The organism is Lederbergia panacisoli (genome assembly GCF_024626525.1).
GTDB classification, from domain to species: domain Bacteria; phylum Bacillota; class Bacilli; order Bacillales; family Bacillaceae_C; genus Lederbergia; species Lederbergia panacisoli.
In genome coordinates this window covers 32,072-49,544 of sequence record NZ_JANJGU010000019.1, presented here as the reverse complement: position 1 = coordinate 49,544, position 17,473 = coordinate 32,072, and the positions used below count along the sequence as shown (strand labels likewise).

At 36.8% G+C, this 17,473-nt stretch carries 20 protein-coding genes; 14 read left to right on the top strand and 6 right to left on the bottom strand.

The features are described 5' to 3' along the window. Window positions 1–94 precede the first annotated feature (94 nt). Window positions 95–562 carry a cupin domain-containing protein gene (locus tag NQ185_RS17980; RefSeq protein ID WP_257583416.1) on the top strand — a complete coding sequence of 156 codons (468 nt, stop codon included), beginning with the start codon at window positions 95–97 and terminating at the stop codon, window positions 560–562. 226 nt (window positions 563–788) lie between these two features. After that, window positions 789–1,475: an RluA family pseudouridine synthase gene (locus tag NQ185_RS17975; protein ID WP_257583415.1), complete on the top strand. Its 687-nt coding sequence runs from the start codon at window positions 789–791 to the stop codon at window positions 1,473–1,475. A gap of 121 nt (window positions 1,476–1,596) precedes the next feature. Here NQ185_RS17975 and NQ185_RS17970 read toward each other — a convergent pair whose 3' ends face one another. Further along, on the bottom strand, window positions 1,597–2,004 hold the full coding sequence (locus NQ185_RS17970; protein ID WP_257583414.1) for a hypothetical protein: 408 nt from the start codon (window positions 2,002–2,004) through the stop codon (window positions 1,597–1,599). Between the two features lie 142 nt (window positions 2,005–2,146). Here NQ185_RS17970 and NQ185_RS17965 point away from each other — a divergent pair, with 142 nt between their 5' ends. The 6 genes from NQ185_RS17965 to NQ185_RS17940 all read left to right on the top strand — a co-directional run bounded on the left by NQ185_RS17965 (window position 2,147) and on the right by NQ185_RS17940 (window position 6,555). Next, window positions 2,147–2,761, top strand: coding sequence for a hypothetical protein (locus NQ185_RS17965; RefSeq protein ID WP_257583413.1), 615 nt, complete (start codon window positions 2,147–2,149; stop codon window positions 2,759–2,761). Between the two features lie 198 nt (window positions 2,762–2,959). Next, complete coding sequence (locus tag NQ185_RS17960; RefSeq protein ID WP_257583412.1) at window positions 2,960–3,094, top strand: cytochrome C oxidase subunit II; 135 nt, start codon at window positions 2,960–2,962, stop codon at window positions 3,092–3,094. A 15-nt stretch (window positions 3,095–3,109) separates the two neighbouring features. Beyond that, window positions 3,110–3,577, top strand: a complete 468-nt coding sequence (locus NQ185_RS17955) for a cytochrome c oxidase subunit II (RefSeq protein ID WP_257583411.1) — start codon at window positions 3,110–3,112, stop codon at window positions 3,575–3,577. Window positions 3,578–3,590: 13 nt separating this feature from the next. Then, window positions 3,591–5,273, top strand: a complete 1,683-nt coding sequence (locus NQ185_RS17950; protein ID WP_257583410.1) for a cbb3-type cytochrome c oxidase subunit I — start codon at window positions 3,591–3,593, stop codon at window positions 5,271–5,273. Window positions 5,274–5,361: 88 nt separating this feature from the next. After that, the gene (locus tag NQ185_RS17945; RefSeq protein WP_257583409.1) at window positions 5,362–5,994 is read left to right on the top strand and encodes an SCO family protein; all 633 of its coding nucleotides are present in this window, start codon (window positions 5,362–5,364) and stop codon (window positions 5,992–5,994) included. Between the two features lie 3 nt (window positions 5,995–5,997). Continuing rightward, entirely contained in the window at window positions 5,998–6,555 is a 558-nt protein-coding gene (locus NQ185_RS17940) for a hypothetical protein (RefSeq protein WP_257583408.1), read from the top strand. Here NQ185_RS17940 and NQ185_RS17935 read toward each other — a convergent pair. Next, a complete protein-coding gene (locus NQ185_RS17935) occupies window positions 6,530–7,564 on the bottom strand; it encodes a mechanosensitive ion channel family protein (protein WP_257583407.1) in 1,035 nt (344 codons plus the stop codon). The two genes, NQ185_RS17940 and NQ185_RS17935, sit on opposite strands and share 26 nt — an antisense overlap. A gap of 72 nt (window positions 7,565–7,636) precedes the next feature. On the opposite strand from NQ185_RS17935, the gene NQ185_RS17930 reads away from it, so the two are divergent. Together NQ185_RS17930 and NQ185_RS17925 are read left to right on the top strand one after the other, a co-directional pair. Further along, window positions 7,637–8,257, top strand: coding sequence for an SAM-dependent methyltransferase (locus NQ185_RS17930; protein ID WP_257583406.1), 621 nt, complete (start codon window positions 7,637–7,639; stop codon window positions 8,255–8,257). Window positions 8,258–8,290: 33 nt separating this feature from the next. Next, window positions 8,291–8,602, top strand: coding sequence for a DUF3892 domain-containing protein (locus NQ185_RS17925; protein ID WP_257583405.1), 312 nt, complete (start codon window positions 8,291–8,293; stop codon window positions 8,600–8,602). A gap of 259 nt (window positions 8,603–8,861) precedes the next feature. On the opposite strand, the gene NQ185_RS17920 is transcribed toward NQ185_RS17925, so the two are convergent. Next, window positions 8,862–9,272, bottom strand: a complete 411-nt coding sequence (locus NQ185_RS17920) for a YuzC family spore coat inner layer protein (RefSeq protein ID WP_257583404.1) — start codon at window positions 9,270–9,272, stop codon at window positions 8,862–8,864. A gap of 146 nt (window positions 9,273–9,418) precedes the next feature. Continuing rightward, window positions 9,419–10,255: an AraC family transcriptional regulator gene (locus NQ185_RS17915; protein WP_257583403.1), complete on the bottom strand. Its 837-nt coding sequence runs from the start codon at window positions 10,253–10,255 to the stop codon at window positions 9,419–9,421. A gap of 191 nt (window positions 10,256–10,446) precedes the next feature. On the opposite strand from NQ185_RS17915, the gene NQ185_RS17910 reads away from it, so the two are divergent. From NQ185_RS17910 to NQ185_RS17900, 3 genes are all read left to right on the top strand, one after another. Continuing rightward, a complete protein-coding gene (locus tag NQ185_RS17910; protein ID WP_257583402.1) occupies window positions 10,447–11,886 on the top strand; it encodes an ABC transporter substrate-binding protein in 1,440 nt (479 codons plus the stop codon). Between the two features lie 18 nt (window positions 11,887–11,904). Further along, a complete protein-coding gene (locus NQ185_RS17905) occupies window positions 11,905–12,696 on the top strand; it encodes a histidinol-phosphatase (protein WP_257583401.1) in 792 nt (263 codons plus the stop codon). Between the two features lie 97 nt (window positions 12,697–12,793). Then, on the top strand, window positions 12,794–13,978 hold the full coding sequence (locus NQ185_RS17900) for an MFS transporter (RefSeq protein ID WP_257583400.1): 1,185 nt from the start codon (window positions 12,794–12,796) through the stop codon (window positions 13,976–13,978). A gap of 38 nt (window positions 13,979–14,016) precedes the next feature. Here NQ185_RS17900 and NQ185_RS17895 read toward each other — a convergent pair whose 3' ends face one another. Continuing rightward, complete coding sequence (locus NQ185_RS17895) at window positions 14,017–15,486, bottom strand: cellulase family glycosylhydrolase (protein WP_257583399.1); 1,470 nt, start codon at window positions 15,484–15,486, stop codon at window positions 14,017–14,019. 127 nt (window positions 15,487–15,613) lie between these two features. Between NQ185_RS17895 and NQ185_RS17890 the strand changes: the two genes are divergently transcribed. Beyond that, window positions 15,614–16,435, top strand: coding sequence for an ABC transporter ATP-binding protein (locus tag NQ185_RS17890; RefSeq protein ID WP_257583430.1), 822 nt, complete (start codon window positions 15,614–15,616; stop codon window positions 16,433–16,435). 415 nt (window positions 16,436–16,850) lie between these two features. On the opposite strand, the gene NQ185_RS17885 is transcribed toward NQ185_RS17890, so the two are convergent. Beyond that, entirely contained in the window at window positions 16,851–17,468 is a 618-nt protein-coding gene (locus NQ185_RS17885) for a YktB family protein (RefSeq protein ID WP_257583398.1), read from the bottom strand. Window positions 17,469–17,473 lie beyond the last annotated feature (5 nt).

The following is a 17,473-nucleotide window of genomic DNA, read 5'->3' as shown; positions in this document are numbered from 1 at the left end:
AGTATCTTTTAAGTATGAATTTTGTTTGTAACTTACCGGCCCCCCTCATACCTTTTTTAATATAAATCAATGCATCATAAAAGGAGAGAAATAGATGAATAAGGTCAATCTGAACGAGCTTAATATGTTAGAGGGATGGATTGAAAAAGAGCCCAATAGCAGAAGAAAAGTAGCATTTCCTTATTATTCCTCTACGGGTACCGAAAACTCTTCAGTCGTTTTCTTTGAACTTGAACGAGAACAGGCGCTTGGTATCCACACTGATAATGCGGAAGAGATTGTTTTTATACTTCAAGGAGAAGCGGAAATCACTCTTGGTGGCGAAGTCAGCCCGATGAAAAAAGAAGAGATGGTGCTAATCCCGGCTATGGTCCCACATAATATACGTAATATTGGAACGGATATTTTAAAAGTAATTGGTTTTTTTCCCAGTTCAAATGTCGGAAGCACCTTCACTGAACCAGTAATGCCAATCAATCAAAAAGAGGCAGGGGCACCTCCTATATCAGTGGGTCATCCTCTAAAGTGGAATGATATTGTCCGAATAATCATGTCATCTTAAAACATATCAAAAGTGGATTGTTAGTATTGATATAGCACATGATGGGGGATATAGTATACGCTTTAATGCGCTCTCATAAGGAGGGGGCTTTTTTTGTGTCTCTGAAGAACGTATTTGTTCCTTTTGGCACATTGTCTTATAATAAGTAGAATCAGAATTATGTATTTTCTATTCCGTTTTTTAATGTTATATAAATGATTATTTGCGAAAGGGTAAAGATAGTTGCATGCATATTCCAATTTTATTTGAAGACAATCATCTACTTATAATAGAAAAGCCCGTAAATATTCCAGTACAAAAGGATAGTACAGGGGATTTAGATTTACAGACTTTGCTAAAGCAAGATTTAAAGTTTCGTTACGAGAAGCCGGGAAACGTTTATCTAGGTCTTGTCCATCGCCTGGATCGACCTGTTGGTGGTATCATGGTTTTCGCTAAAACATCCAAAGCTGCTTCGAGATTATCTGATGAGATTCGCAGGCAGTCGATAGAAAGAAAATATTTAGCTGTTGTAAGAGGGGTAACTCCAAGAAAAAAAGGAGTATTGGAACATTATCTTTATAAGGATCAACGTAAAAACATCGTGTCTACTGTTCCATCCACGCATAAAGAAGGAAAGAAAGCCCTTCTTGAGTATGAAGTCATTGAGCAGAATGAAGACTTCAGTCTGCTTGCCATTAAAATTCTGACTGGGAGATCCCATCAAATTCGTGTTCAGTTATCGGCATCAGGTTACCCGCTTTTCGGTGATCAAAAATATGGTCAAGCACTCAATAAGCCTGGCCAACAAATTGCATTATGGGCCCACTCGCTAAAATTTACACATCCAACTCTAAAAGAAATAGTAGAATTTCACTCATTTCCACCAAAAGAATATCCTTGGAATATATGGAGGAGTATTAAAAACGATTAAAAAAATCAAAGCCTCGGCTTTGATTTTTTTAATGGGGACGGCCAGTAAAAGCAGTTGGACGGCCAGTAAAGCAGTTGGACGGCTAGTTAACAGAAAGGCTGTTGGTAGATGGACATGTTTTTCACCTTGGTGTCAGCGGCTTAACAGATATTGCGGGAGCAGTAGTAGTTACGATACAGCCTTCAAGATCTTTTTCTTGTAAAAATCCTAAATTAATAGCGGATTTGATTTTTATAGTGTCTGGTTTTTTTACAATTTGAATAAGGTCATTCATCTTTAATTGTTCCAATCTTTTAATCGTTTCTTCATCATTAAATTTTTCTGTTTTTCTTATTTGCCTTTGAAGTTTATATCCGCTTAAGGTAATTTCCCCTTTATCTAAAGAGCCAATATGATGATCGAAATAATCATGAAAAACTTTCTTCAACTGATTCATTTCGGCTTCGATTTCTTTTTTCTTCTTATTCAGCTCATAATAATTGATTAGCATTTCCCCGGTTATTAGCGTATCCTGATTATTTTTCAACATATTCCCTCCAACCATCATAGATACACTATCATATAAGGTTTTCTTAGAAAATATGACTTAAATATGAAAAATGCATTCATTAAGAGAATTGGTCATAGATTATAAATAGACCTTCTAGGTGTGGGGGTGAGGGATTATATTTTTGCTAGAAATAATTTCTACATATAAATGGCACTTGTTGATTGTGCTAGAGGTTTTATTTTGGCTAGCTTTTATTACTTTTTTGGTGCTTAAATATTGGTTTGATACAAGAGCTAAAGTTATATTTTTGACTTTCACTGTTATGTTTGAATGTTTAGATTTACCTATTGCTATTATGGATTATGTGAATACAGGGCGTATATCCTTCTTTCAAATTACCATTTTGGTTGTTTATTTTTATGCATTAACATTTGGGAATCGAAATATTCAAAAGTTAGATTTGTATATTAAAAGAAAAATTCTCGATTTGAAGGGTAAGCCAGTGCCAATTGAGGACAAGCGTCTTACTTCAAATATAATGCAAATAAATTATGCAAAGTCAGTAAAACAAGGTTTTTTAATGCATGTTAGTGTTTTTCTTATAATTCATATATTATTGCTAATAGAATTTGCGTGGCTCCCTTTATCAGCAAACTATATTTCAGATCTATTTAGTAGCCAGCCGAGAGATATTTTTAAAAATGAAGTATTAAACCGCATTAGTATAATGTGGTCACTGTTTTTAATAACTAATGGATTCGTCGCCATTTTATACACATCCTCACCAAAAAAATAAATGAACACTTGTCCTGAAGGTATGCGAGATTTAAGCATGCTTTCAGGACATTTTTTTGTCTAGTTACAATGCTTCCGCTTTTGTTCGTTCAAAAAATTGTCAAATCTGCTTCACGTATATATGTGAGCCACATCACATCTTTGAGAAGCATTATCAATTAAGATGCAAGTAAGAACACGTTAGGAGGTTGATTTTTAAATGGCGAAGGTTAACCGTGTCAAAAATGAAAGCAAGGAAAATTTGAAAGGTACAATGTTTTCCGTAGGGATAGTAGGTGCCGTTATTCTTTTAACATATTTAGTTCTTTACGGGCTTTACATGGTCAGATTATAAGGAGGGATATAAATTATGAAGATGCACCGTTCGGAAGAAATATGGCTTATCTTAAGTTTCGGAATGATCATTGGTTTCATGCTATTAACAGGATATCAAACATTTGTTCAAGGGATGGGGCCGCCAAGCAATAAGGAAATAATCGATCCTCAAAAGGTAGATCAGACGGCGCCATTTGATCACCCAGGTATTAAACAAATTGGTGACAACGAATATGAAGTGGTCATGACGTTGGAAGTATTTAATTTTACACCAAGCAATATTGAAGTTCCTGCTGGATCAACGGTTCACTTTATTTTGACGTCAAAAGATGTTGTTCATGGGTTCCAAATCGCTAATACAAACGTAAATGCGATGGTCATGCCAGGCTATATTCAGAAAGTGAAGCAGAAGTTTGAAAAACCTGGTGAATATTTAGTGTTATGTAATGAGTATTGTGGTGCAGGGCACCAATATATGAGTACAACCATTACGGTTAAATAAGGAGGTGTATGAAATGGAAGCACTGGTGAGAAAAACAACGTTTAAAGATAAAGCAAATAAAGCATTGGGCATTAGTCCAGAAGATGCAATATTAACGAAATCATATTTATTAGTAGCGTTTGCAGCATTACTTGTTGGTGGGATCTTAGGGCTATTACAAGGATTAAACCGCGCGGGTCTTCTGGAATTACCATCTTGGTTTAACTATTATCAAGTTCTGACGGCACATGGATTGCTCTTAGTCTTAGTATTAACAGCATTCTTTACAATTGGATATTTTTATGCCGGCCTTTCTCATACGCTAGGGGGACTTCTTCCTAAGGTACGAAAAATGGCGTGGATCGGTTTTGGAATGAAGCTCGTAGGTTTCGTATTTGCAGTCGTTCCAATTTTGCTGAATAAAGCATCTGTTTTATACACATTTTATCCGCCAATGGCCGCTTCACCATATTATTACATTGGATTAGTCTTTATCGTATTAGGTGTTTGGATGTGTGCTTTTGGAGCATTTATCCAAGTGGCAAATTGGAGGAAAAATCATAAAGGACAGCATGTTCCAATTCTTTCTTTCTTTGCTACAGGCGTATTCGTTCTATTATTTTTCGGAAGTCTCCCTGTTGCAATTGAAGTTTTAACAATTATTCCTTGGTCATTTGGCTGGGTAAAAACAATCAACGTTATGGTAGCTCGTACTTTATTCTGGGCATTCGGTCATACGTTAGTAAACATTTGGTATTTAACAGCCGTTTCAGCTTGGTATGTAATTGTACCTAAAATTATTGGCGGCAGACGCTGGAATGATACATTGACCCGATTTGTAGTTATCGCATTAGTTATCATGAATATTCCTGGTGGTTTCCACCATCAAATTATTGACCCGGGAATTTCAGAATCCATTAAATATATGCATGTATTTATGAGTTTAGCAATTGGATTTCCTTCTTTAATGACAGCATACGCGATGTTTGCAGTCTTTGAACGTACTGCAAGGAGAAAAGGCGGAAAAGGGTTGCTCGGATGGTATAAAAAACTACCATGGGGTGATGTACGTTTCCTTGCTCCAATGGTTGCTATGATTGCCTTTATTCCGGCTGGAGCAGGCGGAATTGCTCAAACAACAAACCAGTTGAACCAAGTGGTTCATAATACATTATGGGTTGTAGGGCATTTCCATTTAACAGTAGGTACATCCGTTATCCTAACATTCTTCGGAATTAGTTATTGGTTAGTTCCGTATATTTCAAAACGCGTATTAACACCAAAAATAAATAAATTAGGCGTTATCCAAACGATTATCTGGACAATTGGGATGTTGTTTATGTCAGGGGCAATGCATTATGTTGGATTATTCGGTGCACCTCGAAGAACATCCTTCACAACGTATGGCGACAGCGCAGTAGCATTGGGTTGGAATCCATATTTAATGCTTCTCGCAGTTGGAGGAACATTCCTCATTATCGGTGTCCTTTTACAAGTGTACGCGGTCGTTCATCTCATGTTCTTTGCACCAAAAGGCGAAACAGAATTCCCAATCGCAGAAGAAGAAGAAGATGCAGTTAAAACCCCATATTGGACAGAACGCTGGAGCCGCACAATCTTAATCATGCTCCTAGTCGTCGCCATGGGATACGTCATCCCACTAGTCGACATGATCGTCAACGCACCACCAGGATCACCACCATTTAAGACCTGGTAAATTGTTCGAGTGCCAGGCACCCAAACAATTCAATACATTCTGAATTGTTCCGGTGCCTGGCACTTCACTTTTTAAGGATGTGATTTTTATGATGAGGGGTAGTTATAATTCAGTTGCTGTTATGCTTGTTTTGGTGTTTGGGTTTGTGTTGTTTTATACGGGGACTGATGGGTTTCAGGCATATACGGCGGAGACTGCGAGGGTTAATAAGTTGATGAAGGAGCAGCCGGGGTTTCCGAGTGTGATGTTGGAGGATAGTAAAGGGCGTGAGTATAGTATTTCGGAGTTTAAAGGGAAGTATGTGTTAATTTCGTTTATGTATACGTCCTGCACGACTGTTTGTGTGGATTTGGAGTGGAATATGTCGCAAGTATTTCAGCAAATTCCAGATAAATATTTAGGGGAAGAAATTGACTTTTTAAGCATTAGCTTTGATCCGAAAAGGGATACTCCAGAGATTTTGGATAAGTACCGTGAACATTTTAATAGTGATGGTGAAATATGGAGGATGGCGAGAATTCCAAATCAACAGGAATTAGATACATTACTAAAAGAGTTTGGAGTCATTGTGATTCCGGATGAATATGGAAACTTTGCTCATAACTCCGCGTTCTATTTAGTCGATAAAAAAGGCACTCTCGTTGAAGTGATGGATTATAAGAATATTGATGGAGCGATAAAGAAAATAGTAAGTACTATTGAAAAAGAAGTGGGGGAATAATTTATGAAACAATCAATATATGGTCTCGTTTTATTTATTTTCTTAGTTATTCCACCCGTAGCTTCTTTAATGGAATCTGTCATGATTATTCACATGCATATGCAAATGCCGATGTTGATTATTGCAGGATTTCTAATGGCTAAGTTTTTTCAAATTCGATTTCCGAGATTTTTTGAAAAGTGGAATCAAAATGGCGTTCCAGGAATTTTGTTATTCACGATTATTTGGGTGTACTGGATGATCCCGCGCACAATGGACGAAGCACTTACCATTCAAGCTATAGAAATTTTTAAGTTTATTAGTTTGCCATTTTTAGCAGGTATACCATTACGTGATAGTTGGAAAAAAATTAGCAGCAAATGGAAAAATGTTATTTTCATCAGTTTTACTATTATGTTTATCGGAATGGGCTGGCTTTACATTTTTGCCCCGGTACAATTATGCAATAATTATTTATTAATTCAGCAAATCACACTTGGTTGGGGCTTTATGACAATGGCAATCTGTATGGTCATTTATCTTTTTTATATCACTTTTACAGATTCTTCGAAATATGAATAGGATCCATGCAAGAGGCCAGATCAATATTATTTTCCGAAAAAGATTTTACGATGGAGTGCCTTATTTTGCTTTCAATCTTGTCTTTGGCAGCACCGTTTTTTACTGGAAGCTCAACCAAAAATTCCATAGCTGAATATTCGAAAGAGATAAAACGAATAGTAACTGTTGAAGGTTTCTGTATATTTTTAACTGCTTTATAAAGCAATGCTTCAACTTTTTGGGAGTCTGCACCAAATGGTACCCTCACCCTCACTTCTGCAGTCAATTTCTCACCAGTTCGGCTATTAATAATTTGCTCGATAAAATATTGATTCGGAACGACCAATCTTCCACCTTTATGTGTGATGACCGTGGATCTTAAGTTAATTTTAGTAATTTGACCGACCTTTTCTTCTATTTCAACGGTTTCTCCAACCTCCATTGGCCGCTCGAATAAGATGATGATTCCTGAGACAAAATTCGCTGCAACATTTCGGAGGCCAAATCCAATTCCAATTCCGAGCGTGCTTAAGACGACTACAAATGCCCGCAAATCCAACCCGACTATCTGAAAACTTATGATCAAAGCGATAATCATAACAACATAATAAATGAGTCGATTAATTGTAAAGCTTAACCCTATATCGACATCAAATTTTTCATATATAACCGGCATGATGTGGGCGTTAAATGTTTTTACAAGCCTGCTCGCAAATGTAATAATCATAATAGCGACAATGATAAGAAATAATGATACCTCAACTCCATCTATTTCATAGATTGCCGAAAAAAGCCATGATTTTTTGGAAAAATAAAAAAGGAACAAGAGGATCGTTCCATAAAAGCATACCCAATTGAGGAGAGACTCGATTGTAGGAAGGACGCGTTTTTTCGCCCAATCTGATTTCAGCCATTTTTTTAAAGTGAGGAGCAATCCCCATTTTACGAAAAAAATAACAATGACATATACAATAAATAAGAAAATTTCTTTCAAAGATAATACTTTTAAAATGCCATTAAACTGCTCCATGCAAGAATCCCCCTTGTTACCAAGATGTACCCTTTTCACCTCAAAAACAAACAAAAGAGAGGACCTCCTAACGTGAATGAAAAATATTATGATGCATTACTAAATATTAAAACCGATGGGGAACAGATGGGCTTTAATCAGTCTTTGCATTACCATCGATATGAGCCAACTCCTTATAGTGGCTTAGAAATTTTTTTTAATGAATATGAGCTAAAGAACAGCGATCGTGTCGTTGATTTTGGGTGTGGAAAGGGACGTTTGCTTTTTTTTATTCATCATTTATTTAAATCATCAGTTACGGGAATTGAAATGAATGAGGAGTTGTATCTAGAAGCTGTAGAGAATAAAAAGCGATTTTTAAAGAAACATCGATCGGGAAATGACAAAATTCATTTCCAATGGTGCCTTGCGGAAAATTATGAGATTCATCCACAGGACAATCGCTTTTATTTTTTTAACCCATTTACGATTCAAATTTTTATGAAAGTGGTCGGTAATATTCTTCGCTCTGTTGAAAAGAGTGAAAGGGAAGTGGATTTAATTCTATATTACAGCTCCGAGGACTATATATTTTATTTAGAAAATCACACTCCATTTGAGTTGAAAAATGAAGTTATCATTCCAAGTCTTTATCGCTATAATCCAAACGAGAAATTTTTGATCTATAGTTTAAACTACATAAAACACTCCTAGATGGCAGAACATAGTCTGTGGGAGGTGTTAAAGTTGGAAGAAAAAGATTTTGAAAAAATCTATAATGAATATCGGGAACAAAGCGAACAGCAGGCAATAGATGGGAGCCACGCAGACCATGAAGGAAAAGAGCAAATAGTAGCTGTCAGAAAAAACGATGATGGGGATATTATTGCCTTTAAAACCCAATCTGGCCGTGAATTAGATTATGTAACAGCACTTGATGAAGCGAAGGCTGGGAAGATTGCCCATATTGACGTATTTCATAAATACGGAAGAGATATTATCCGCAGTGAACCTGATGGAATTAAAGAAAACAATTTAGATAATTTACCAACATTTTAAAATAAAAAAAAGATAAGGATTCCTCATGCGGGTATCCTTATTTCATCTAATGTCTAGCGCAAGCAGCCGTCGACTAGCAAACTTCCTGTCCTTTGCGCTTGCGTAGGAAGCCAGACTCGTCCCTCGTCGTGTTTCCTTTATCGCAAGTCTTGGGGCGAAAAAGGAACGTCGACTAATAACGCCACGTCCTTATGTCTTCGTCGACGGACCCACATCCTGTGGGCCGTACGTCGATGGACAGGAACTTCCGCTTTTCTTTTCACCACCTTAATGCCAACTTTAATGTGCAGCAATCACCGGAATCAATAGCATTTGATAACTCAATAACGAGACCATCCGGGGTAAAATGATTTTTGGCTTTGACGGTGATGCCGGTGGATTGTATTAATTGATCTACTTTACTTTGGTTGGATTTTTGAGCAGCATCCATAAGGTCGTGTGCTAAATTTGGGGTGGTGCTTATTTTATTTATTATTTTATTCGCTTCATTCACGAGCGCTCGATATTTTTCGGTCGACTGAACAAACTTTTTAGTATTAATGGATGGAAACATTTGCCGCTGTATTGTGGATTGCGGAACAGCGCAATACGCCCGTGGAAAATGATGTAAGGCGAAGACTCCCCTGTATGAGTAACCATATGGATAGTAATAAAAATTAGGAGTATACAAGTTATCCCTCCTCTCCTCATACGCCTTATATCATATGTGCTGAATTAGTGGCTGTTCATCGGAAACACTCACATTGAACGAATCATAATGACGAAAAGAAAAATAACAACCAACAAAAAAACCGATCGCCAATAACGATCAGATTTTCAAAAATGAATGTTGCGATATTTTATAGGTGAGCATCCAGTAATTCCTTTAAAAACACGACCGAAATGGGTAGTGCTTTCAAATCCAACTTTTTCCCCAACTTCTCCAACCTTATAATGATTCTCTTTTAATAGTGAAATGGCCTCTTTTACTCGAACATTATTAAGATACTCAATGAATGTAAAACCGGTGTTTTCTTTAAATACTTTATAAAAATAAGAAGAGCTAATATAAAATTTTCTTGAGATTTCTTCAACAGTCAATCTTTGGTCGTAATGTTGATTGATAAAATCAACCATTTCAAAAACCTTTTTGTGGGTGAAGGTTGTTTCAACATCATCATGGATATGTTTAGAATCGACAATTCTTTTAATAAATATAAGGACCTCGAGAAGTAATATTTTTAAACTATCCTTATACCCAGCGGGTTGAACATTAAATTCACGGACCATTTTATCAAATAAATTTTCGATAACATTCTGTTCATTGACGTCCAATCTTACGATATTTCGTCCGGAAGTAAAAATTGAGAACACATCATATTCCCAACCTGAATTTAAAATATTTTCGATGAATTCATTTTTAAAAAGTAGCGTGACCCTTTCAAATGTTGTACCGCTTGAATTTACCAGCTTATGTATATCATTTTTATTTATGATAAGCAGTGTCCCATTAGATACATGATAGGTTTTGTCTTCAATAAAATAATAAACATTTCCCGAAACGAGATACAAAATCTCGTATCCGTCGTGATAATGACGATCTGGCATCGTAGTATGAATCTTTTTTTCTCGACTAATATCAAGAGGAGTAGCTTTATAAAAATTTGTTTCCAAATCAGTCCCCCCATAAAACTAATAATAGAATATGTAGAACAGTCAGAAGAAAAAGAATATATGTATAGAATACCATTCTACCATAATGATATTCTATACTTGCAAACAATCTTAATAAGAGGGAGAGATGAAAAGGGAAGTATCTTTTTTTACAGGATTTTCATCAATCTAACACGGGGGGCGGATATTGGATGGATGGTATTTTAAAAAAGAAAGCATTTTTATTGCCTTTAATTTTACTATTGCTCAGCGCATTAATGTTATCTGGCTGTGGAAATAGCAGTAAAACTGAAGGGAACAGGAATGACAGCGAAAATAAAAGTGAAGACACAAATGAAAATGAAAACAAAAGTGAAAATGAAAACACAAATAACAATGAAAATAAAACAGAACTAGTTGAAATTGTTTGGACGATGGCATCTGACCCTGTAAAAGAAAAATGGCAAAAGGAAGTTGTAGCCTCCTTTGAACAAAAAAATCCGGATATTCAAGTGAAAATAGAAAATTATCCATATGAGGCATTTGACCAAAAATTAATTACAATGATCTCAAGCGGCAATCCCCCCGATGTTTGGAATCCGAACCAAGCGGAAAGTGGATTTGCAACATATATGCAAATGGGAGCTCTAAAAGATTTGACTCCTTTCATTGGAGAAGAAGCATCGGAGCTTGAGACAATGAACAAAGATTTGCTAAATATTTATAATGTGAATGGCAAATATTACGGCGTCCCATTAGTAAGTAATGCCACCTATTTATATTTTAATAAGGATTTATTTGATGCAGCTGGTATTCCTTATCCAACGACGGATTGGGATGATACTTCATGGGATTTTGATAAGATGCTGGAAGTTGCACAACAGTTAACTCATGATGTTGGTGATCGTAAAAATCAAGTTTTTGGTTTTTCCAATTCACTTTCTCCAACAGCGATGGCTTGGGCATTTGGGGGTGATTTCTTTAAACCAGAGGCTTACACGACTGGAAAGATGGGAGAACCTGATTTATTCAAACAAGAAAATATAGATGCACTTCAATATAATGTCGACCTCATTAATAAATATAAAGTTTCTCCAAATCAGTCAACATTAGATGCCATTTCTCAACTTGGCGATCCATTTATGACTGGAAAGGTTGCTATGACAATTACAGGTGGCTGGGGCTTGGGTTCTTTCAGGGAGGCTGAATTTAACTGGGGGATTGCGGCTGTTCCTTATCATGAGGGAAGAAAGGTTCCTCTTTACGTTGACCCTTGGAGTATTTCAGAAGCTAGTAAGCATCCTGAAGCAGCTTGGAAGTTCGTGAAGCATTTGGCTGATCCTGAAAATGGGGTGGGTCCTGCCTACAAATATATGTCTGAAGTAGGAAGAACACCTGCAGATTCAACCCTTTTCGAAATATGGTATGAAGAACAAGCGGAGTTAATCGGCATGGATGTTGATGAATTTAGACAAGTACATGAAGGATCAATGAAACACGGCAGAGAAGCGGAAAATCATCTTATTGTAAAATTCAATGCAATTATTGAAGCGGTTAATCAAACAATGTCTTCTGTTTTTAGTGGAAAAGATAGTGTTGAGGATGGATTAAAGAAAACTGAAGGGCATCTTCGATCACTCGATTTAGATTAATTTATCATGGAGGTCACTATGAAATTTGATTTTCACACGCACCATGAACGTTGTGGTCATGCAACAGGTTCTGTTCGGGAATATATTATTGCAGCTATTGATAATGGTTTACAGAGTATTGGGATATCGGACCATACACCTTTATTTGCTAAAGATGAGGATCATCCTTCCCCTGGCGGTACGATGGCGAAAAGTGACTTTCCGATTTACGTGCAGGAAGTTCTTGATTTAAAAAAGGAATTCGCAGGGAAAATTGAGGTTCTTTTAGGTATCGAAGCCGATTTTATTCCAGACCATTTAGACCTATATAGAAAAGTAATCCATTCATATCCGTTTGATTATATTATTGGCTCCGTGCATAGGTATCACGGAATAAGCATTTATGACGGGAAATACTGGGATGGTCTAACATCAAAGGAAAAGGTTAAAGTGAAAGAAAAATACTATGACTATATTTCACAATCTGCCGAAAGCGGAATGTATGATATTTTAGGTCATGTAGATGCATTAAAAAGGTATTATTCAGGATATACCGATGTAAAGACTGAGGCTACGGATTTTACTTTGAAGAAAATTGCCGAAAATGATGTTGCCATTGAAATCAACTCATCTGATGAAAATTGGGCCCCCGGTGCAGACTTCCTAGAAAGAGCTCTATACCATGGTGTTAAAGTAACGTTTGGCTCAGATGCTCATAAACCAGAAGAGGTCGGCAATCATTTTGAGCAAGTCAAAGAACATTTAAAAGAATTAGGTTTTCGTGAGTGGGCAACGTTTCGGGAGAGAAAAAGATTTATGCAGACTTTATAAAAAATTTGAAGCAGGAATTTCCTGCTTCTTTTTTATCTTCCTATGCTGTTATATAATAATACTAAAATACTCGTATGAGGAAATGGGAGAAGCAAAGATGAATATATTCAAGGACTTTAAAGAGTTTTTAAGTATTAAAGGGGCTTGGTATCTGCTAGTAGGATTATTTTTATACGGAATTGGGACCGGAATTTTAGCCCCGATGAATGCGGTTTATATGAGTGAAGGAATCGGGTTGTCTAAAGTCCAGATCGCTTCCATTTTCTCAGTTTCCGTGTTAATGAATATGGTCATAACGATTATGGTTGGTTTTATTAGTGATAAAATGAAACGTAAAAAGCCATTGCCTCTATTTGCTTTAGTGTTATGTATGTTTGGACTTGTCCTCTATATGAGGGCGGATACATATATTGAAGCACTTATAGGAATGATTATAGCAATTGCACCTTCAGGATTGATTATGGGGCAATTTTTCGCAATGGCAAGAAATCATTTCATGAAGCTTGCTCCCGCTATTTTTGAAATCGCGCAAATATGGCTGCGGGCGATGATGAGTGTTGGATTTTTCGTTGGCCTCCTTTTAGGTGCAAACTTATTTTTAATCGCTAGTTTTAAAGGGATTCTTCTAGGGAACTTAGCAGGTTATTTCTTACTTTTCGTTCTCTTATTGCTTTATAAAGAATATGATCCGATTGATGTAGAGTCAAATGTCTCTAAAGGAGAAGCCTTCTCGTTCATTATGCTTTTTGCCCTTTTATTACTTGGGTGTGCCGATTCATTAAGAGGACTTTATTTGCAGCTTGTCGTCGTTGATTTATTTGAAAAACCACAAATTATGTCGTACTTATGGAGTGTTCAAGCAGTATTTGAATTGCTCTTCATGACGTTTGCGGGATATTGGGCGATGAAGTTCGGCAGTAAGCGGGTCATTTTATTAAGTAGTTTTTTTGCGCTTGTTACATATACAGTTTATAGTACAAGTCCACCACTATTCGTTTTTTTCCTTGTCCAGCCACTTTATTCATTTTATGTTTCTGTGTTGTATGGCGTCGTTATGGGGTATGTGCAAAGAATGTTCCATACGAAAATTGGATTTGGATCAAGTATGTACGTATTTTTATTCCAAATGGCGTCTCTTGCAGGATATGCATTACCGTTTTTGGTTGAAGGATACAGCCCAAGAATTTTCATAATTCCAAGCATGCTTGTAGGAGTAGGAATTTTGCTAATGGGTGGTTTGGCATTAAAAAATCGTCAAAAACCATTGACGTTGTCTGCGTAAAAAAAGACTGGATTTCCAAATCGGAAATCCGGTCTTTTTTATCCTTTCGTCACCGTAATGCTGCGAATTCCATCAGTCGTCTGAGGAACTTCTATGTAACCGGCATAGGTATTGTCGATTGGCTTAATTTCAAACGTGCTATCTTTAGGACTTAAAGTAATATTCAATTTACGAATATCAGGAAGATAAATAACGGTTGGTGCTGCTATATTCGGAGATTCATCCCATTTCATTTGAAAAGTATTTAAACTATGCTCATAACGGTATTGCAATAATTGCCCCGCGACCGCCTTCGGAAAACCACGCCGAACCCCTAAAAAGGATAAGCTTTTATCCATGTCCGGAACATAGTCCCAGTATGTATCGCTGCACAAGTATTTTTCAATTAATCTTTGTATATGCACAGATACGTGCCCGGTATTGTCTGTTTCATAAAATGCGCCCCATTCACCAATTAGCATAGGCATATTCAATCTTTTTCTAGTTTCCTCATGCCGCTCAAAAATTAATTCTAATCTGCGATCATTCGCTGTATGAGCTAATTCTGTATCAGTGACTAAATCATAAGCATGAGGAGCATAGGCTTGGGTTGAGTCATTTTCAACTGGAAGAATCATACTTGATGTGCCCAAATTGGAAAAGTAATTTGTCTCCAAAAATAATATTCCATCTTTATCTGATTCACGTATGGCAGACGCCACTTTTCGATACAGAGAGGAGAGATGACTTTCCTCAAATGCTTGTAAAATGTGAGTCGGGGAGTCTACCACTCTTTTAAATGCCTCAACATCTTCAAGTAAACTCAAATAATTATGTTTATTACTTGGATCACTCCACGCCTTAAACAACTGCTCGATATCTACCTCACCGTATCGTTCACTATAAATTTGCGCGTATGTACTAAACATTCGCTCATTAACTTGTTGAACAGGGCTCCCTATAAACGGCTCATTTATTAAATCATAACCAATAACATTTGGCTCGTGATGCAGTTTCTCGACTAGATATCCCCAAGCTTTAATAAAATGGTCTTGGATACCGATGCCATCAGGACCCGGAGTGTTGTTCCAAAAGTGATCGAATGCCTTTTGTACAGCTCCATTAAATAAATATGCATCGCTCCATACATGACCCGGTTCATACATTTCTCCATCTGTTATCGTTGCCCAAGCGGGTGCACCATCTCCAAATTCGGAACTGAATAAATCTTGGTGCATGTCCAGGAAAACGAAAAGATTATATTGATTTGCCATTTGAATCAATTGCTGTAATTTTTCAATATAATCGTCATCGTAAATGCCTGGTTCGGGTTCAATTCCATCCCAGATTACGCCCAACCTAATGACGTTCAGTCCCCATGTTTTTATTTTCTCAAAATCCTTTTCCGACCATGAGCCGATATAATTTTGCGACCTATCTTTACAAACCATATTGACACCGTGAAGCACCACTTGTCTCCCCAATTTGTCCGTAAAACGATCCCCATTCGTTTTTACAGGTCCTCTCATATTTCCAACTCCTAATATGTGATGAAATCATTTTACCATTTAATCAAGTGAATATTTTTAAAAGTAAAATATTTTAGTGTTATAATAAAAGAATTCGAACAGATCAGAAAAAGTGAGGGTTATCATGGTGGGAAAAGTTGTATCTATGAAGAACGTTTCTTTCAGGAGAAATAAGCAGGAAATTTTAAAAGGAATAGACTGGGTAATAAATAAGGATGAACATTGGGCAATTCTTGGCTTAAATGGATCTGGAAAAACATCCTTACTGAATATTGCAACCGGATATCAGTTTCCTACAACCGGTGAAGTTTCCGTGTTGGGACGGGAATTTGGAAAAACATATATCCCTGATTTACGTAAAGAAATTGGTTTTGTCAGCAGTGCATTAGAACGCTTTTCTGAAGTGATGGATTATGAGACAGTCGAAGAAATCGTGGTAAGTGGGAAGTTTGCTTCTATCGGATTGTACGAAGAGGTGACAGAGGAAGATTGGAATAAGGCAGATACATTAGTTAACAATTTCCGTTTAGATTATTTGAAAGGGAAAAGATATAATCTCTTATCTCAAGGTGAAAAACGTAGAGTACTGATTGCCAGGTCTTTAATGAGCGACCCAAAAATTCTTATTTTAGATGAACCATGTTCGGGGTTGGACATCCTTTCCCGTGAAGATGTTTTACTTTTAACTAAAGAGATTGCTAATTACAACTGCCATTTAATATATGTAACCCATCATATCGAAGAGCTTGTTGAAGAAATTAGCCATGTGCTGCTTCTTCGTGATGGAAAAATAGTTGCTGCAGGACCAAAGTTTGATGTGGTGACAGATGACTTATTAACAGAAACATTTGGTATTTCCGTCGGAGTTCATTGGGAAGATGGTCGTCCGTGGCTTTCCGTTAGAAAAGATGTAGGTTGGACTAAATTTGAATCAGTTGAAAAGAAATGAATCTTACTATTGAGACACTAAATTTAAATGGACAGTTTATCTTTCCATAAAAAATTGTTAAGGCCACATTGTATCATTTGAATGTGACCTTTATTGTTTTAAAAAAGGCTGAGAGGTCATAATTAGGGTTTCAATGTGCCCCTGAACGTGAAAAAACCGATTGCAAGGTCACGATGAACGTTTCAATGTGCCCCTGAATGTGAAAAAGGCGATTGCAAGGTCACGATGAACGTTTCAATGTGCCCCTGAATGTGAAAAAGGCGATTGCAAGGTCACGATGAATGTTTCAATGTGCCCTTGAGCGTGAAAAAACCGATTGCAAGGTCATGATGACCGTTTCAATGTGCCCCTGAACGAGAAAAAATCACCAAAAAGGTAGCAATAAAGTGTTCAAAGGGCCCCCAACGTGAAAAATTCAACTATAAGCTAGCCTATAAATAGGAACGAGCGTTTCGAACGTATCTTTTACTAGCTCAATAAAGCGGTCTCCATCCTGAAGAATGGGATCATTCGCATCAATATGCTTCCCAACTAAAAACTCCGCTTTTTTCACATCGCGAAAGCGAATAAGAGATTCTTTTAAATTAATATTTGCCACCGTAGTGGATTCTTTTTTCATATGATCTAAAGAAATTACATAATCCGATGGGATTGTCTTCTTAATCGTTTGTATGTTTTTTAATAAATTTTTAGCAATCGTCGTTTTATTCGGCAATTCATAAATGAAGGCCAACCATATAAAGAGATGATCATCGAAAAGACCGACTTGAAAATGGGGATGCTGTTTATACCCTCGCTTATTACCCGCGATTGCAAGCCAAGTATCTTTTGGTGCATTTACTGTTCGCCTTGCATGTTTTGCAATATGTAAAAACATTTCGGACCCGACCATGGCAGATAAATCATCAGTCAAAATATCGCCGATTGCTTTAAATTTTGGTTGAATCCTTTGTTGGATTGCTTCCATTCTTTCCTCAAGTCCATCAATATGAAACGTGTTAAAATCATTTTGTGTAAATCCTTTAAATTCCATAGATT

Excerpts from the sequence above, each read along its gene's own strand:
- NQ185_RS17980 (WP_257583416.1), top strand. The coding sequence starts at position 95 with ATGAATAAGGTCAATCTGAACGAGCTTAATATGTTAGAGGGATGGATT.
- NQ185_RS17975 (WP_257583415.1), top strand. The coding sequence starts at position 789 with ATGCATATTCCAATTTTATTTGAAGACAATCATCTACTTATAATAGAA.
- NQ185_RS17970 (WP_257583414.1), bottom strand. The coding sequence starts at position 2,004 with ATGTTGAAAAATAATCAGGATACGCTAATAACCGGGGAAATGCTAATC.
- NQ185_RS17960 (WP_257583412.1), top strand. The coding sequence starts at position 2,960 with ATGGCGAAGGTTAACCGTGTCAAAAATGAAAGCAAGGAAAATTTGAAA.
- NQ185_RS17955 (WP_257583411.1), top strand. The coding sequence starts at position 3,110 with ATGAAGATGCACCGTTCGGAAGAAATATGGCTTATCTTAAGTTTCGGA.
- NQ185_RS17950 (WP_257583410.1), top strand. The coding sequence starts at position 3,591 with ATGGAAGCACTGGTGAGAAAAACAACGTTTAAAGATAAAGCAAATAAA.
- NQ185_RS17945 (WP_257583409.1), top strand. The coding sequence starts at position 5,362 with ATGATGAGGGGTAGTTATAATTCAGTTGCTGTTATGCTTGTTTTGGTG.
- NQ185_RS17940 (WP_257583408.1), top strand. The coding sequence starts at position 5,998 with ATGAAACAATCAATATATGGTCTCGTTTTATTTATTTTCTTAGTTATT.
- NQ185_RS17935 (WP_257583407.1), bottom strand. The coding sequence starts at position 7,564 with ATGGAGCAGTTTAATGGCATTTTAAAAGTATTATCTTTGAAAGAAATT.
- NQ185_RS17910 (WP_257583402.1), top strand. The coding sequence starts at position 10,447 with ATGGATGGTATTTTAAAAAAGAAAGCATTTTTATTGCCTTTAATTTTA.
- NQ185_RS17905 (WP_257583401.1), top strand. The coding sequence starts at position 11,905 with ATGAAATTTGATTTTCACACGCACCATGAACGTTGTGGTCATGCAACA.
- NQ185_RS17900 (WP_257583400.1), top strand. The coding sequence starts at position 12,794 with ATGAATATATTCAAGGACTTTAAAGAGTTTTTAAGTATTAAAGGGGCT.
- NQ185_RS17895 (WP_257583399.1), bottom strand. The coding sequence starts at position 15,486 with ATGAGAGGACCTGTAAAAACGAATGGGGATCGTTTTACGGACAAATTG.
- NQ185_RS17885 (WP_257583398.1), bottom strand. The coding sequence starts at position 17,468 with ATGGAATTTAAAGGATTTACACAAAATGATTTTAACACGTTTCATATT.